Genomic DNA, 16,547 nt, shown 5'->3' with positions numbered 1-16,547 from the left:
GGTGGCGCAGACCTCGACCACGGAGGCAGGCACGTTCACATCCGCCGCGCCGGATCTGCCTGGCAGCCTCAAGACCTCGCCCATGCTCGACGCCTGGATCCGTATCGACGAGCAGGGTCACATCACGGCATTCACCGGAAAAGCGGAGCTTGGCACTGGCATCCGCACCGCATTCATGCAGATCGCGGCCGACGAACTAGGCATTGCGCCGTCGTCGCTCACACTGATCACCGCCGATACCGCCGCCACCCCGAACGAAGGCTACACGGCTGGCAGCCACTCGGTCGCCGACAGCGGCACCGCGATTGCAAACGCAGCAGCGCAAGTGCGCGCTCTGCTGCTGCAATCGGCGGCGACCAAGCTCGGCGTAGATGCGGCGACACTGACGGTCCGGGATGGTGCGGTGATGGCCGCCGATGGCCGCCGCCTTGGATTTGGCGAAGCCGTCAGCGGCGTGAATCTGCATCAGCAGGCGCAGCCGGGACTGCCGCGCCGAGATCCGCGCACGTATGAGAGCATCGGTCGTCCGATGCAGCGCGTCGATCTTCCGGGCAAGGTCACCGGCGGCGCGAGCTACGTGCAGGACCTGCATCTGCCGGGCATGCTTCACGCACGCGCTGTGCGCCCGCCCGCTTACGGCGCAACCCTCGCCTCGGTCGACATTGCATCCGTGCAGGCCATGCCCGGCGTGGTCAAGGTCGTGCGCGACGGCAGCTATCTCGCTGTTGTCGCCGACGACGAATGGCGCGCGATCCTAGCCATGCGCGCGTTATCGGCAGGGGCCCGCTGGAACGCCGGTCCGCCCCTGCCCGCGCAGGCAACCATTCATGCGGCCTTGCGCGCGCTGCCCGCGCAGGACATCGCGGTTGCCGACCGCTCGGCGCCTGCCGCGCCTGCCGTGCAGACTTTGCAGCGGCGCTTCACGAAGCCTTTCCTCACCCACGGCTCTATCGGGCCTTCGTGCGCGGTGGGACTGATGGACGGCGATCGACTGACGGTCTGGACCCACACTCAGGGCGTTTTTCCGCTGCGCCACGGTTTGGCCGACATGCTGTCGATGCCGCCGGACAACGTCCGTTGCGTGCACGTGGAAGGTTCGGGATGCTACGGTCACAACGGCGCGGACGATGTCGCCGCCGACGCCGCGCTGATCGCCCGTGCAGTCCCCGGGCGGCCCGTTCGGGTTCAATGGATGCGCGAACAGGAGCACATGTGGGAACCTTTCGGCCCGGCGATGACGACCGACCTGACTGGATCGCTCGATGCAAGCGGCCAGATCGTCGATTGGACCTGTGAGATCTGGAGCAACTCGCATAACCAGCGCATCGAGAACGCCGGTCGCCTGATGCCCACGTGGTCGCTCGCCACACCGATGACGCCCGCGCCGTCGAAGGAAATTCCGATGCCGGAAGGCGGCGGCGACCGCAACAGCGTGCCGATTTATCGCGTGCCGAACCTGCATGTGCACGAGCATTTCCTGCTCGACATGCCGATCCGTGGCTCCGCCATGCGCTCACTCGGCGCGTATCTGAATGTATTCGCGATAGAAAGTTTCATCGATGAACTGGCGGCCGAGGCACAGCTCGACCCGGTCGAGTTTCGCTTGCGCCATCTGGACGATCCGCGTGCACGCGATGTCATCCAGAGAGCCAGTACCCGCTTCGGCTGGGCAGCGGCGCGAGCTGTTGCTCGCAGGCCGGATCACGGGGTGGGCTTCGCTTTCGCGAAGTACAAGAATTTGATGGCCTACTGCGCCATTGCCATGGAAGTCACGGTGGAGCGCAACTCCGGCGCCGTGAGGGTTGACCGCGTCGCGTGCGCGGTGGATTGCGGGCAGATCGTGAATCCCGACGGGGCACGCAATCAGGTTGAAGGTGGAATCGTGCAGTCCCTGAGCTGGACGCTTTTTGAGCAGACGACCTTTGAACCTCACGGCATCACAAGCTTCGACTGGAGCACTTATCCAATCCTGCGGTTTTCATCATTGCCGGGACGCATTGATGTCGACCTGATCGACCGTCCCGGCACACCGTTCCTCGGCGTGGGCGAAGCGTCACAAGGCCCGGCCGCCGCAGCGCTTGCCAACGCGGTTGCCGACGCTACCGGCAGACGTGTGAGGGACCTGCCGATCGCTGGCGACCCTCTGAAATCCTGATAGGGGACCGCTTCGGCAGCGGTTGAACTTAAGTGCGCCACGATACCTACACTTTCGTTCCCGCGACTTTCGAAGGCGACGATAGCCTTCAATGGCGGAATACGCATATCGAGTGATGAGGCACCGAGTTCGATGCGTCTAAGACCTGGATTCCCCGGATGACAGCTCAGAAACCGAAGCGTGGGAAGCCCTCGCCATGAGCAGCTTACCCAAGCTAAGCCCGGCTTTCTCCAGCCGGTGTTGTGGCATCAAACTCAGCTGATCATCGTGAAGCCGCAGCTGTGCTGTGCACAGCCGCCCTGCTGATCATCCATTGATCGCATCGAGGAATTGCTATCACGAAGTTTTGCCGGTACGGGCATGCCGGACAGCAGCAGATGCGGAGCCGATGAAAGGTTGGACAGTGCTGACGGCATCGACTCGCTTGTGCGGTGACCGGATCAACCGGCTGTCACCTTCGAGGACTACGCTGTGCAGGCCCGTGGCATCTATCTCGAGAAGGTTCAACAGTGCGCCGGGCGTATTCAACTTACCCCGTTCGCGGTAGACGATTTGATCTTCAGACATCGGAGTCTCTCCTTACTTTGCATGACAAGCCAGCATCGGAGGGCTGTCGGGGCCCGGCATGATCTAGATCATCTCAACGAAGAGCGCTAGCGGATAGCCTAGTCATGTTCGTTGACTCATTGCCCGGATTGCCTCGAACTCCGATCGATTCGTCCTTCTTTACCAAGGGCTCATCATGAGCTGGAAAGTATCGCCGTATATGTCGATACAACCTGATAGTCCCGTGCCAGAACCTCTATTGAGATGAGCTTTGCCAGGCAATCCAGCGCGCATCTCGACGCGGTCTATGCCGCGTTCTATCGGTACCCGCGAACGTTCTAAGTGTAGGCAGATTTGGCTGAATATTACGCAATGCATCAGAAAGATGCGCTCGCAGCGAGCGCGCGTCGTGCGCGAGGATTTCGAGTCCGAGCTTGCACCCCGGACGTTGAGGACGAATGGACCCTATGTGCATTGGACGAAGACTTTTCCCGGCTCACGACCAATGCGCTGCGTCGATTGCTCGTGACCGGCCAAGTCAAGCCCGACAACCCTGAAACTTTTTGAGCGAACATCTCGCCGAAAGCCTCCCTCCGGCCACGCTGCCGATTCTGCTGTCTCACTGACATAAGCGGCGCGCCCGCGCCTGGAACCTATCATGTCCACCTCAACCGTCTTGCCGGCCGCCCCCGCAGCTAATCGACTCGCCATAGCCGGCGTGTTGCCCTGGCTCCTTTGCGCAATCTTTTACTTCTACCAGTACGCGGTCCGCTCCGCGCCCGGCGTAATGCAGAATGAACTGGCACAAGCCTGGGGCGGAAACCATATTGGATCGATCGTTTCGGCCTACTACATGGTGTACGCACTAATGGCGCTGGTCGCAGGCGTCCTGCTCGACCGGTACGGCGCGCGCCGGACGATTCCATATGGCATCGCGATCGTCGCGATCGGATGCCTCGTGTTTGCACAGGGTAGCCGCGCGGCAGGCATGGCCGGCTTCATCCTGCAGGGCGTGGGCGCCATCTTCGCGTTCATTGGCTCGTCTTACGTCGCTGCGCGCTACCTGCCGGCAGGCATGCTGGCAATGTTCATCGGACTTACGCAGTGTCTCGGCATGGCGGGTGCCGCGTTTGGCTCAAAGCCCGTGCACATGCTGATCGATCCCGCCGGCAGCTTGCAGATGCCCTGGCAGCACGTGTGGATCGCCTTTGCGGTGATCGGCGCGCTGCTCGCGGTGGGCACATGGTTCGCGATGCCCGATGAAGGAGCGGACAGTCATCACGGCACGCTTGGCATCGCCAACGTGCTGCGGCCATACCGAATCGTATTGTCGAACCCGCAGAGCTGGCTCGCCGGTGTGATCGGCGGCCTTTTGTTCGCGCCGACCACCATCGGCGCCCTCGTCTGGGTGACCTCATTCCTGCACGATGGCCAGCATATGGACATGGCGCAAGCCGCTGCCGACGCATCCATGGTGCCGATCGGCTGGGTAATCGGGTGTCCTCTGCTCGGTTATCTCTCGGACCGCTCGGGACGCAGGAAGCCAGTGCTGATTGGCGGCGCACTGGCAGTACTCGCGCTCGGACTCGTCGCGGTCTTCATTCCAGCAGGCACTTTCCCGCGATATTCAGTGGCGCTGTTATTCGGCATTGCATCCGGTGCCGCAATGATTCCGTTTTCGACCATGAAGGAGGTCAATCCGCACGAGGTGAAAGGTACCGCGGCGGGCGTGATGAACTTCCTCGTGTTCCTGACAACGGGCCTGCTTGCGCCGTTCATTTCGCGCCTGATGGTGGCACAGCCAGGCAGAACCATGAACCTGCAGGCGTTTCAGCATGCTTTCATTCCACTCGTGTTCGGTGTGGTAATCGCGGTCGTCCTATCGTTTTTCCTGCGTGAAACGGGTACGGCCGTGCGCACCGCTGTTCCAGCTAACTAACCGGTAGACCACGTCATGCGAGTTGCAATCTTCAGTACCAAACCTTACGACCGTGCAGCGCTCGACGCAGCCAATGCACACGGCCTGCATTCGCCGACCTACTTCGAGCCGCGACTCGACGCCACCACCGCAAGTCTGGCGAAGGGGTTCGCGGCGGTCTGCGTATTCGTGAACGACCGAGTCGATGCCGCAGCAATCCGGATCTTGGCCGATGGGGGCACCCGCGTGATTGCGTTGCGCTGCGCGGGCTTCAACAACGTCGACCTGACGGCGGCTGAAGAGCGGGGTATCGAGGTAGTGCGCGTGCCCGCTTATTCGCCTTACGCAGTGGCTGAGTTCACGATAGGCCTGCTCCTTTCTCTTAACCGGAAGATCCACCATGCTTATGCGCGTGTTCGCGAGGACAACTTCTCGCTCGACGGTTTGCTTGGACACGACATGCACGGCAAGACGGTCGGTGTGGTGGGTACCGGGCGTATCGGCATGCTCGTCGCGCGTGCACTCAAACTCGGATTTGGGTGCGACGTGCTTGCCTGCGATGTCGTGGAGGACGCTGCGCTCGTGGACATCGGCGTGCGCTATGTCACGATGCGCGCGCTAGTCGAAGCGTCCGATGTCATCTCCCTGCACTGCCCCCTGACACGCGACACGCTGCATCTCATCGACACAGCGGCGCTCGCTGCAAGCAAGCCGGGTATGCTGCTGATCAATACGAGCCGCGGCGCGCTCGTCGATACGCCGGCGTTGATCACGGCGCTCAAGTCAGGACAGCTCGGCGGCGTCGCGCTCGACGTCTACGAGCAGGAAGAAGCGCTGTTTTTCGAAGACCTGTCGCTGGACGTTGTGCAAGACGACGTTTTCCAGCGCCTTCTTACGTTCCCGAACGTCCTCGTAACCGGACATCAGGCGTTCTTCACAGCCGAGGCCATGGCCTCAATCGCTCAGACGACACTCAACAGTCTTTCCGAGGCGGATACAGGCCGCGCACTGAGTTGCCGTATTGCAGCGCCAGCCCAGATCACGACCGAATGAGAGGCACGCGCTTTCTAACTGTGGAACTTCGACTTTGGAGACGGATGCTTTAAGGAAGCAGGTAGCGCAACGACTGAGAAAAATCTGCTGGCATTGTGGCCGCGTCGCGACGCATGCGACTTTGATTAAGCTCTGACCCAGTCGTCAGGTACGTTGAGCTGACGTATGACCCGCGCCGGTGAGCCTGCGGCTAAACTCTTGGGAGGGATTTCTCCTACAACTGTCGACCCTGCAGCGATTACAGAATGGCTGCCAATTTTAGCTCCCGCCAAGATCGTCGACCGCGCGCCAATCCAGACGTTGTCGCCGATTTCTACAGGCGCTTGCTTCGTAGGGCGCTCGGGCGTTACTTGGTGATAGTCGGTGTCGAAAATAAAAGTCATGTCTCCAATCTTGCAATTGCTACCTATTTTCACTGAAGTTGTCGCGCAAAGATTCGCACCATCGTTAAAAAACGCGTTCTGCCCGATCTCTAAACTCGCGCCCTCTGAAACCCAGATGAACGGGCGCGTCCGGTAAGAGCGGAAGGAACAGTTTTTAGCCAAGTGGATGTACCCCTTGTTGCTGATTCTCGGCCACTTGCCCGAAAAGGCCGGTGGACCATCGAAGCGTACGTTTTTTGCCGTAAGAGCTACTCGGATGAAGACGCTCTTCACGCTGGACAAACTTCTAAGAATCGCTCTCTTCATGCATTAGTCCAAATAAGTAGGTCGCTGGCTGGTTAGCTTGAATCGTCGACTATCGGGCAAGGCAGTGATACGTGTTTTCAGATTAGCCAATCAACGAACAATACATATGATGAATAACCCGCCGTAAACACCCATCAGTGTGACAGCAAAACTTTTGCGAGCGTCACAAAAGAATTACCGCATCGGCAAGTTTGCCTGATCGGGTTCAATCAAACGGGTTTGTTTTGGGACGCGAACAAGTAAAGACGAAGACGCCTGACAAGACATCGCAGAAATCGAATGATTTCCACGACGGAGATAGTTTTACCATCGATGCAACCACCCCTGTCGGCATCATCGACGCTAAGCCAATACAATGAGCGTTACCGTACGGGTGCGTCTAACCACATTACGCGCAGCTAATAAGCAAACGGGGTAGCAAACGCTACCCCCGCTTTTCCAGCTCTCTATCACATCAAGGCTTAGATTCAGACGTCCGCATGTGACGCCGTGAATCCCGTGAACGCTGCGTAAGGAGCGCTTAAGGGAGCGCCGTTGATCATGATGCCGTACGTACTGTTTCCACTATCGAGCACGTAGTACATCACAGACTGAATGTTGTGGCTCTTTCTGTTTGCGTAGAAATTGGACAACTGAGTCGTGACGTAGTTTGCCCTGTACGCTTGCGTCTGCTCAGGGCCCGTGTTCCATTCCGTGATCATGAACGGAACTCCATAGCGAGCCTTGCAGTACGTTGGCAAATCAAAGCCTGGTCCGGCGCCGTCGATGCCTATATTAAAGATGTCGCCATACACTTCGTAGTTGTGCCATGTCGTGATGTCCCAGCGAACCTTAGGATGCCCCTGCGATCCATCTGGTTGTATGCCGTCCCATAAGGCATCTGACGCGCCCACATCTGCCACGCAGAAATTGATGCCGCACTTGGCGCCAGGCTGGACCGACTTCACGCCATCGATCATTCCGCGCATCACGCCGCGCATGGCTGGCCAGTTTGCGTTATTGAAGTCTGCAACCTTGCAGCCCGCCTGAGTCGAGTCTACGACGGTCGAACTCTGACGAGTCAGCTCATTGCCGCATTCGTACATCGTGACCCCGTACTGCTTAAGTGCGTTTGCGACCGCCGATCCAACCGAATATGCTTGATTATAGGCAACGCCCTCGCTGCTCAGCAAGTTGCCATTGTTGTCGTTCATGCCCTGGTTGATCAACACCAAGAGGGTCATGCCGGCAGACTGGAAAGCAGCGGCCAGCTTGGCCACTGCAGCAATCTGCGACGGATCGGAGCTGCAGCCCACGCGGTAGCTGGTGCAACCCATGCTTTTGAGAATTGAAACGATCTGGGCCGGGGTATAGGTGTAGTCCCAATGTCCGTTGACGCCGAAGAAACTGCCTGCGGCAGCGGAACCAGAGATACGCGGATCGGTGGAAGCAAGCCATCCCCCCGCGTTGGCCCATACGTAGAACTGACCACTTGTGTTTTTGTGCCACATCATGCCGCCGTACCAGAGCAACAAGGCGACGTTGTAGTTGACACCGACAACGGCACCGTCTCTATAGATAACACCGGCATTCACTGTCCATTTACGACCCTGCTTGTCGATGAGGACAGTACCCGACGGAATCGTGGCGCCGTCGGGAGAGATTCCTGCGGTGCGTGGATCGAGGCATGCCGTCCACCCAGAACCATTCCACGAGTAGAACTGGCCCCCGGTATTCTGATGGTACACGGTGCCGGCGTACCACAGCGCCAAGGCGACGTTGTAGTTCACGCCTGCGACTGCGCCGTTCCTGTACACCACGCCCCCGGAAAGCGTCCAGACATTGCCTGAGTTATCGACGATCTTTGCAGACGAAGGCAGACTCGTTCCATCGGCCGACGCAGTCGTAGCGGCGTTGACAACTGCATTTCCAACTGCGGCATTGTTTGTTGCGCTATTTGCGACTGCACCGGCGGCATTGCCGATTCCATCGCTGGAGCCACCGCCGCAGGCGGTCAGAAGATAGCTACCGCCGAACGCGGTAAGGCAACCGAGAAATTGACGTCGTTTGATCATGGCGAGTTCGTCCACTGTCGAGAAAAGCCCGACAGAAAATAAGCAAATGATTTTTAGTCTTCGACACACGAAATGCTGTTGGGAGCGTGGGCACCCGAACCGCTTTTTCTTTACTTCGTATATCTAACTAACCCAATGAATTATTGACCCATTCCGTGCTCAGTACCGGATGGCGCTTTAAACGATTGGGACGGCGTGCGACCTGGGAACACGAACGCGAAGGCACACCTTCCCGATGCGGTCACAGAAGCGACCACATGCCTTCGTCGTGTATTCGGAACGCTTGCGTGCGAACCCCGACCCCGGTATCGCGACTTGCCGAGACAGTCGCCTTATCGTCTATTACGCAAACGTTTAACCGAGAATGCCGCATACTTCAGCGATTCGGCAAAGTCTACCTTTTCGTCTGACCACGGGTGTAAATGTACCCGGAATGTGCGGTAGACCACAAACGAATAAGTAATATTCTGTTAAATAGTGAAATTTTCCCTAGGCGCTGTTGCGATGCAAAAAGAACTGCTCAAAGGTGCCTGACATTAATCGAAAGATTTCGGTCAATATTATATTTAATCTATAAATTAATTAAAAATTCGGTCGTAGATTCTACCCTGACAAATAATATGAGTCAGAAATGCGGGTAAAGTCCGCGCTCCTAATTTATACTACGAATATATATTACCGATTCTGGTCGTTGATCTGATCGCGAAAAGATCCGTAGCGTGGCCGTGAGCTTTAGGAGGCACACCCAAATTCACTGTAGATGCAGCAGAACTGTTGCCAAATCCCCCGCTTGCTCGGGAACCAAAGAAGACTTAAAGGCGTCAGCCTTGCTGGCCACCATGCAGGTCAACTGGAAAGAAATCCTTGTCGCCAAGCATTTGCGTGGCCCGACTCGCTCTCGATCAGATCGGCCTTCAGGTCCACATGTCACCTGCAGTGAACATCTGTGCGACGGTCCAGCCAGCACCGTGTTATTAACGGATCGCACGTCGATGCTTGGTTCAGAATGCCCGGCGCATCGGCGAGTCTCGTGCGTTTGAAGACGTTGAGTAGTTGGCAAAATTTGAAGAGCTCATTTCAGGGCGAATGGGCAACCGAGACCGCGCCTGCTCCGCGAGCGATATTTTCCTGGCCCCGCCAGGGGCGCAATGGCAGGGTGAGAAACCATATGTGATTCACAACCCAGACGATCAAGAAGCCTAGAAAAATTAGCTGGAAGCTACGCGCGTCGCGTGGTCGTAACTGACTATTCATTCCTATATCATTCGTGTGACGTGTTGATCGTTACTTATTTCAGAAGAAGCGACGTGCCAGCAACCTAGCGGCCCAATCCGATTTGAACACTAAGGCTTTAACATAATGTCGGTTGCACGCTCTTCGCAAACAATGCGAAGTCGCGAGTGAAATCCGGCATATCGTCTGATCGACGCTTTCGGCCAATAGCACACGAGTTTTAGCCGTTTCACTAATCCACCTTGCAATAAGTGTAAGCTTCAGCTGAAGTCATCATTTAATATCAATTGTGTGATTAATGAGCGGTTACTGGAGCTTCCCGCTGTCCTTAATTGAGTAAGCGCGGTAATGCAATATCCGATATGTAAGTGAACACCTCTTCCATAATCCTCAGTTGAATTAGCTAGCTGAGTTGGGGCGCGGATACGGTAACGTCGGATATGAGTGCGTGCTACTGGGGCTGCGACCGATAGTTCCGAAGGCAGCAAAAGCTCGGAACAGGTTGCCCCGTCTGCGTTTGATTCCCATCCAAGTTGCTCCCGATGACGTTCGCACGTTTCCTTCTTACTAAATCTTAAGGACTACACGTGCCTGTTTTTTCGATTATTGTCCCGGCCTACAATGTGCAGGATTTTATTGAGGAAGCGCTGGAAAGCATTGCAAGACAGTCGTTTGCTGACTTCGAGGCTATCGTTGTGGACGACGGATCAACCGACGGCACTGGGGATATTGCTAAGAAGTTTTGTTCGACAGATACACGGTTCAAATATCTTCATCAGCGAAACGGAGGTCTTTCGGCTGCACGAAACTCAGGCACAGATGTCGCGATTGGCACGTATATTTATTATTTTGATAGTGACGATGTCATCGATGCGGAGGCGCTAGCTTCATGCTACCGAGAGTTCCAAAATAATGAGATCGACGTTGTAATGTTTGAGGCCGAAGTTTTTCCGGTTGACTCGCCTGTTTATAAGATCGAAGAAAACTATTATAAACGGCCGGTAGGAAAGTCGCCTTTATGGTCTGACGATTTTATCGTTGAGTCACTTCGTCAAGGACACTACTGCGTGCAGGCGTGCTGCTTCGTTGCGCGCAAATCAGCGATAGGAGAACTCCGGTTTATCGAAGGCATGTTGTTCGAGGACAACCACTTTTTTGTCTCGCTCTTACTGGAGAAAAAGCGCAAGGTGGCAATACTTCATGAAAAACTCTACAAACGACGGTTGAGGTCGGGCTCAATCATGTTTTCATCGAAGACGAAACACCATTACGACAGCATGAATCGCATGGTCCGGGAATTATCGAAGCTATCGTTCTTCGCTCTCAAGCCGCCTGAGAGATCAGCAATCAAAGAAGAGATCGTCGGCAACGCGCTCGGAGATCTGCACTTCGTTAGTTCCCTCGTTGGCGCCAGCATCAACCTCCGAAGAAGGAACATCACCGCCATGTGGCACGTCGCGCGGCATGTTTCGCCGCGCCTGTTTGCGCCAAAACGTCTCCTGCTCGCGTTGGTTCCCGAACTGTACAGTCTCAAAGCGGAGGCAAGGTTGCACCGTTAAGATTGGGTTGGGTGGGTGAGCGACCGGGCATGGCAAAGATCTCCGGACGCGCAGGCGGCCAAGTGAACTGAAGACGCTTGGCTTCAGCTTATTGTTGTTGTCCGAAGCGGATCGACAAAGTCTTCGTGACTGCCGGTCTCGCTTCGAGAACACGCCCAACAAAACCGCAACGATGCAGTGAAGGTAAATTATTTCCTCATAGATATGAACTTGTTCCTAAAGCGGATGGTTTGACCATCACGGCCGCTAGGTCCGTCATGCTGGAATGTCACGTGCGCCGAGCAAGTGAACAAGCGGAGAGAAGATCGGCATGCGCAGAATCGGTCAATGCACCTGAACTATAAGCCAACGAAGAATATGCTGAAAAACCTTATTGTTCTGGCGTGCGTAATGCTGTCGAACGTCGCATGTGCAGATGCAGTGAATCGAAAAACAAGGCATTCGGCCAACGCTCCCGGAGCCCGCACTGTACATCTCGGACAGTCCCAAGCACATGTTCGACGCGATCAGGCTGACGCTGGCCCCTTCGATCAGTCTAAAGCGGGTTTAACTAATGGAGTTGTGCTGCCGGAAACATATGGAGCAGTCGGTGACGGTAATACCTACTTCGACGGCAGCATGCAAGTTGGCGGGACAGCGACAATTGCAACTTCGCATGCGGCAAATGACGCGAACCCGACGGCGCCACCGGTTTCGACCGGTGCATCGAACGACATGGTTGTGCACGTGATTGCGAATGCGCAGGCTTACTCAGTTACGCCATCGCTCGGGGTGGTCCGGGCCAACCAGTCTTCAGAAAATGGCAGCCTTGGCATCATGGCGCTGGATGAAACTGTTGCGAGGCCTGCTCTTACAACTGCAGTCTCGGGAATCACACCGTTTGCATCTGGATGGCAGACAGTTTCCATTGCGCTCGCATCGATCGGAACGCCTTCCTTCATTGCCAGCACGACATACTACTCTGCGAGTACCGCCGATGTCGCTCTCCCCAAGCCACTCGGACATCGCACTGGTGATTATTTATTAGCCTGTACTGTCATTGACCACGACGGTACTCGGACCATAACGCCCCCGATCGGATTCAAGCCCATTGCAACTGGCTCAAATGCGGCAGATCGCTTGACTTGCTTCACCAAAGTGACCGGTGAGTATGAGCCATCGACCTACACTTTCATCCTCAGCGGGAACGGCTCGAGTAGCGCCGCAGGGCTTATGCTTGATTACCGCAATGTTAGCGGAGTTGATCCTACTAAGTTTGGCGAGACGAGCAGCACCCTGCACTCGGCGACGGCACATTTCACCTCTGACGATGTCGGTAAAAAAATTTGCGTTGCGAACATACAAGCGGCTTTACCGTTCAACAAGCAAAAATGCGGCAAGATCATCAACGTCGAAACCGAGAGTTCGATTGCCGTAGATTTTGCGACTGAACTAACCGGTGGCAATCTGCAATTTGCCTACGGAACAGATGACAGCGCCGCTTTTACAACGATGCTTTCGAGCGCGCCTTGTAGCACTAAAGGTTGCAGGATCGAACTTGGGGCAAAGCATTACATACTGACCGAAGAATTGATCCTACCGGCCAATATCCCGATCAGTCTTGTTGGAGTCGGACCAAGTGCTGCGAATACCCCGAACACGTTGATCAACGGAAATGTTCTCGTCAACGCGAACAACGGTTCGCAGCTTCATTATCTTACACAGGCACTGACTGGTCCTGCAGTTTCAATCACTGGATCCCTCCATGTAACGAGCACGGCCGCAGCTGATAGGCTGAGTAACTTCTCCATCGTTGGCGGCGTCGGCACTGCGCTTGACGGGGGCGGCCAGGATGGAATCGATGTTTTGAATTGGCAAAACGCGGTTGTTGACAACGTTTTTGTTTTCAACTTCGTCCGATACGGCGGCTACGTGGATGCTTTGTCAGCGAAAGACTATCGAGACTACAGCGAAAACGTGCTGTTCAAACATTTCTATGCGGCATACAACGGTGGTGGCGGTCTTAAAGTCGGTAGCGCCCGCGCGGTCTACAACATCGAAAACACTCAGTGCGTCTATTGCATCATCGAGGGAAATGGCGGACCTGGCGTCATCTTGGCCGGCGATAACATTCAAGGCCTCCGGTTGTCGGATTCGACGGTTCAATGGAACAACGTGATGGCGCCTGGTGCGGAGGTTTTCACGACGGGGACCGTTGTTGGTGGTGTGGTTTCATCAAACTATTTCGAAGCCGATGGCAACATCGGATCACAAAGCAATAAGATCTTCAACAATGTGGCCGGCATGCTCGGTCTACATGTGACAGGCGACAATTACTACACTCCGCAGAGCGCATTTTCACCGCTCACGTTCTCTGCAAATGGCGTCGCCTTGCCCGCATGTAACTTGAATAGTTCCATTACAGCCCACGCGACAGCAACGGTTTCGGATGCTGAGTCTTGTAGTCTTGGGACGAACTACGTCGGCGGCGGGTCGACAATCTGCAACGTCACTTGCGCTTCGGGCAACGTGTGGGTTGCGACAGGAACTGCCAGATATTAGCGGCGTTGAAGAGCCGAGACCAAGTTCACAAACTAACGAAGTGTCATGACGTTTTGTCTGCGGTGTTGGTGACTTACCCCTGTTGCGCTGTCACGTGAAGCACAGCACCTAACTGACCGTTTGATGGCGGCATTGTCACAACCTTTGCACAGCGCTTAATTGCCTTTAACACTGGAAGGATTGAACGGCGCCCTCTTGGAAGCCTTCGAATCCGAGGTGAACGCGTTCTCTTGTTTAACGGCCTCGACCGATGAAGCACGAAGCCAAGCGTGCGGTAGTCATTGAACGCTTTCACGTCCGTAACCGCCGACTAATCTTCGTGTCCAAATAACTCCGCAATTGTTGGCGGCGGCATGTACACGACGAGAATTAATGCGGCGAGTACATTCAATATTGGAACGAAGCCCAGGACCGGAACAAGCATCGCCCGTGTAGTATTCGAGCTAAATCGTTGCAGTACGAACATAACGCTCGCAACACAAAAGAACGTCTTGACCGACACCCAATACCAGTGTCCGATGAAAGAAAGCACCACCAATATCTGTCTCCAATAGTTGAATTACGCGGCTCATTACACTCTACTCTCGCCGAGATTGCACTAGCTCGAAAAGATTAAGTAGCAGTAGTGTGTGCGGACGCACACAGACATTGATCAGGTTAAGCGAACGAGCAACAAATTGATGCAACGCGTGACGAACTTTTCAGGGGTTGGCCGGCAGCAGTAGTTGCCGCAGATCCATTGAACTGATGCGGCGAGACCGGAGCCGGTAGTTAGCGTTCGGAGCCAGGACTTGCTGTGATTCACTGTCAGCATGGCGCTCGAAACGGCTTTGAAGTCATCAAGCGTCGGTTTTCTAATTCAAGCGCTTCGGCTCGAAGTTCTTTTGAATGGCGTGTACAACGACATGTGCTGCTCGAAACCCGCCCGTTCCCAGCCGGATCAATCTGAATGATGCTAAGTGAGCCTTGAGCTTATCGAGTCGAATTCTTGCTAGCTGGGCGCTGCGTATTTTCTCTTATGGCGATACCCGGCCCCGCTGGATGAGAATTTTAAACATCGGTCGATACACATGAGAAGTCACCGCCACGATGAATTGAACAGGACGCCGCCCTGTGTTTGCCAGAACCCAGGCGCTCAAGCCCGACACGACAGCCGCGCCGACTATGTCCATCGGGAAATGCACGCCAAGATAGATCCGCGACCACGACATCGGTATTCCGAGCAATGCAAGCGCAGTTCCAATTGGACACGTGCGTTTATATGCCAGGAGGCTGAAGGCTGCGCCCCACAAACAGGTTAGATGATCGCTTGGGAAAGACGCATCAGGCGAATGCGCCATCAAATTGGTGCCGAGACCAAGCACGAACGGCCTCTGTTGCGGCCACGCAATCCCGATGATTTGTGCGGCCACCAGCGCCACACCCGTCGACAACGCAGCCTCCACCATGTGGTGACGCAACACGTCGTTTCCGCGAAGCCATCCCGCAACCAATGCAAGCGGCGCCGTCCATATGGCATATACGGCAAATATGTGCGCCATCCCAACGACAAATGGAATTGGACGGGACGAGGCGTTAAGCAAGTGAAACAGCGCTAGATTCAACGTGTTCATCGCATGTAAGAAGTAAGGGGAACGGTGGCATGGTACGGACCGAAACTTATCGAACGCTTGGGTGCCCTAATCCGCCGCCACGCGTGCACTAAAGCTGACGACAAACCGCTTCTACGCGGGCACCGTCAGCTATCTGGATGTCGTCACAGCGCATACCATCGCGTTGAACAACGAGCGCGCACGTGAACAGATCGACGCACGCCGGCTCGATGCCAGCGTGTCCCTTATCCGCGCTCTGGGAGGTACCCGCCAATCCGGCGCCGGCAGCAGCCACTGATCCCGGACACCCCTCAAGCAGCGGATGGCAACGTTGGCCGTACGACATCCCTTTTTGCATGTCTACTTCGCTAACGCTGCGATCTGCCTGAGCCGGCGGGCGAGCGCCTTTGAAACCACAGGCGCCTTGCCGCCCTCACCCGCTTCAGCCGCCGCTTCACTCTCGCGCAAGAACATGACTACTTCACGCGCCACCGTTTCCCGCTCGTTGTCCGATGTAATCATGTGATACGAATCGTCGAGATAGATCGTGCGGATGAACGTCGACGCCAGATGCGAACTGACAAATCTCGCATTAGCGGGACTGGAGGTTTCATCGTCGATGGCATGGACGATCAGGCAGTCGGTGCTCACGCCCGGCACGATCCGGCGAACGCTCCGCGCGAGGCGGCTGGCTTCGTGCAGTGCATTCAAAGAGATGGTCGCCGGACCGACTTCGCTGAGATCGCCTTTGAGCATTGCGCGAGCCACTTTCGAGCGTAACGCCTCGTTGCGAAGACCGAAGGGCTCCTGCTCGCGATACCGCCATCTGTTTCGAAGCGGCGTGAAATAGGCCCAGCCCAACAAGAACCGGTACCAGGGAATCGCCCAGCCGTCGTAGTCAAGCGTCACCGAAAGCAGAGCAACGGACTTTGCCGACGGCCGCTTGCTGACCAGGGCCATTGCGAGCGCCGCTCCGATCGACAAGCCGCAGACAGAGACGTGCGTGTACCGGCAACTCAGCGCGTCGAATTCACTTACAGCGGCGGCGACCCAGGCTTCCATGCGCTGTTCACGCGTGCCGGCGCTATAGCCCGGCAGCACCGGCGCGACCGTGGTGAAGCCTTCGCGATGCAGTGCACGGGCGAGGAAACGCATTTCCAGCGGTGAACTCGACAGGCCATGCAGCAGGAGAACGGCGTGATTGCCG

Annotated in this window: 10 protein-coding genes and 1 pseudogene; 6 read left to right on the top strand and 5 right to left on the bottom strand. The window is 56.1% G+C overall.

Going from position 1 to position 16,547, the window contains the following annotated elements; genetic code table 11:
• Window position 1: 1 nt before the first annotated feature.
• Window positions 2-2,155: a xanthine dehydrogenase family protein molybdopterin-binding subunit gene (locus AX768_RS20065; protein WP_062001809.1), complete on the top strand. Its 2,154-nt coding sequence runs from the start codon at window positions 2-4 to the stop codon at window positions 2,153-2,155.
• A 336-nt stretch (window positions 2,156-2,491) separates the two neighbouring features.
• Here the strand turns inward: AX768_RS20065 and AX768_RS32870 are convergent, their stop codons facing one another.
• Window positions 2,492-2,722 carry a hypothetical protein gene (locus AX768_RS32870; protein ID WP_155524290.1) on the bottom strand — a complete coding sequence of 77 codons (231 nt, stop codon included), beginning with the start codon at window positions 2,720-2,722 and terminating at the stop codon, window positions 2,492-2,494.
• Between the two features lie 637 nt (window positions 2,723-3,359).
• Between AX768_RS32870 and AX768_RS20060 the strand changes: the two genes are divergently transcribed.
• Together AX768_RS20060 and AX768_RS20055 are read left to right on the top strand one after the other, a co-directional pair.
• Entirely contained in the window at window positions 3,360-4,640 is a 1,281-nt protein-coding gene (locus AX768_RS20060) for an MFS transporter (RefSeq protein WP_062001808.1), read from the top strand.
• A 15-nt stretch (window positions 4,641-4,655) separates the two neighbouring features.
• Window positions 4,656-5,672, top strand: a complete 1,017-nt coding sequence (locus AX768_RS20055) for a 2-hydroxyacid dehydrogenase (RefSeq protein ID WP_062001807.1) — start codon at window positions 4,656-4,658, stop codon at window positions 5,670-5,672.
• 125 nt (window positions 5,673-5,797) lie between these two features.
• Here AX768_RS20055 and AX768_RS20050 read toward each other — a convergent pair whose 3' ends face one another.
• Window positions 5,798-6,361 (bottom strand): acyltransferase, encoded by a 564-nt coding sequence (locus tag AX768_RS20050; RefSeq protein ID WP_062001806.1) that lies wholly within the window; start codon window positions 6,359-6,361, stop codon window positions 5,798-5,800.
• Window positions 6,362-6,828: 467 nt separating this feature from the next.
• The gene (locus AX768_RS20045; RefSeq protein ID WP_062002355.1) at window positions 6,829-8,415 is read right to left on the bottom strand and encodes a hypothetical protein; all 1,587 of its coding nucleotides are present in this window, start codon (window positions 8,413-8,415) and stop codon (window positions 6,829-6,831) included.
• Between the two features lie 1,820 nt (window positions 8,416-10,235).
• On the opposite strand from AX768_RS20045, the gene AX768_RS20040 reads away from it, so the two are divergent.
• Both AX768_RS20040 and AX768_RS20035 read left to right on the top strand, forming a co-directional pair.
• Window positions 10,236-11,207 (top strand): glycosyltransferase family 2 protein, encoded by a 972-nt coding sequence (locus AX768_RS20040; RefSeq protein ID WP_062001805.1) that lies wholly within the window; start codon window positions 10,236-10,238, stop codon window positions 11,205-11,207.
• A gap of 327 nt (window positions 11,208-11,534) precedes the next feature.
• Window positions 11,535-13,748, top strand: coding sequence for a hypothetical protein (locus AX768_RS20035; RefSeq protein ID WP_155524289.1), 2,214 nt, complete (start codon window positions 11,535-11,537; stop codon window positions 13,746-13,748).
• Window positions 13,749-14,764: 1,016 nt separating this feature from the next.
• On the opposite strand, the gene AX768_RS20030 is transcribed toward AX768_RS20035, so the two are convergent.
• A complete protein-coding gene (locus AX768_RS20030) occupies window positions 14,765-15,361 on the bottom strand; it encodes an undecaprenyl-diphosphatase (protein ID WP_082778951.1) in 597 nt (198 codons plus the stop codon).
• Between the two features lie 70 nt (window positions 15,362-15,431).
• Between AX768_RS20030 and AX768_RS33795 the strand changes: the two are divergent.
• Window positions 15,432-15,638 (top strand): annotated as a pseudogene (locus tag AX768_RS33795) (RND transporter); the annotation flags it as partial.
• A 62-nt stretch (window positions 15,639-15,700) separates the two neighbouring features.
• On the opposite strand, the gene AX768_RS20020 reads toward AX768_RS33795, so the two are convergent.
• On the bottom strand, window positions 15,701-16,495 hold the full coding sequence (locus AX768_RS20020) for an alpha/beta hydrolase (protein WP_155524316.1): 795 nt from the start codon (window positions 16,493-16,495) through the stop codon (window positions 15,701-15,703).
• Window positions 16,496-16,547 lie beyond the last annotated feature (52 nt).

This window comes from Burkholderia sp. PAMC 28687 (genome assembly GCF_001577465.1).
Taxonomy (GTDB): Bacteria; Pseudomonadota; Gammaproteobacteria; order Burkholderiales; family Burkholderiaceae; genus Caballeronia.
This window is presented reverse-complemented; position numbering and strand designations above follow the sequence as displayed.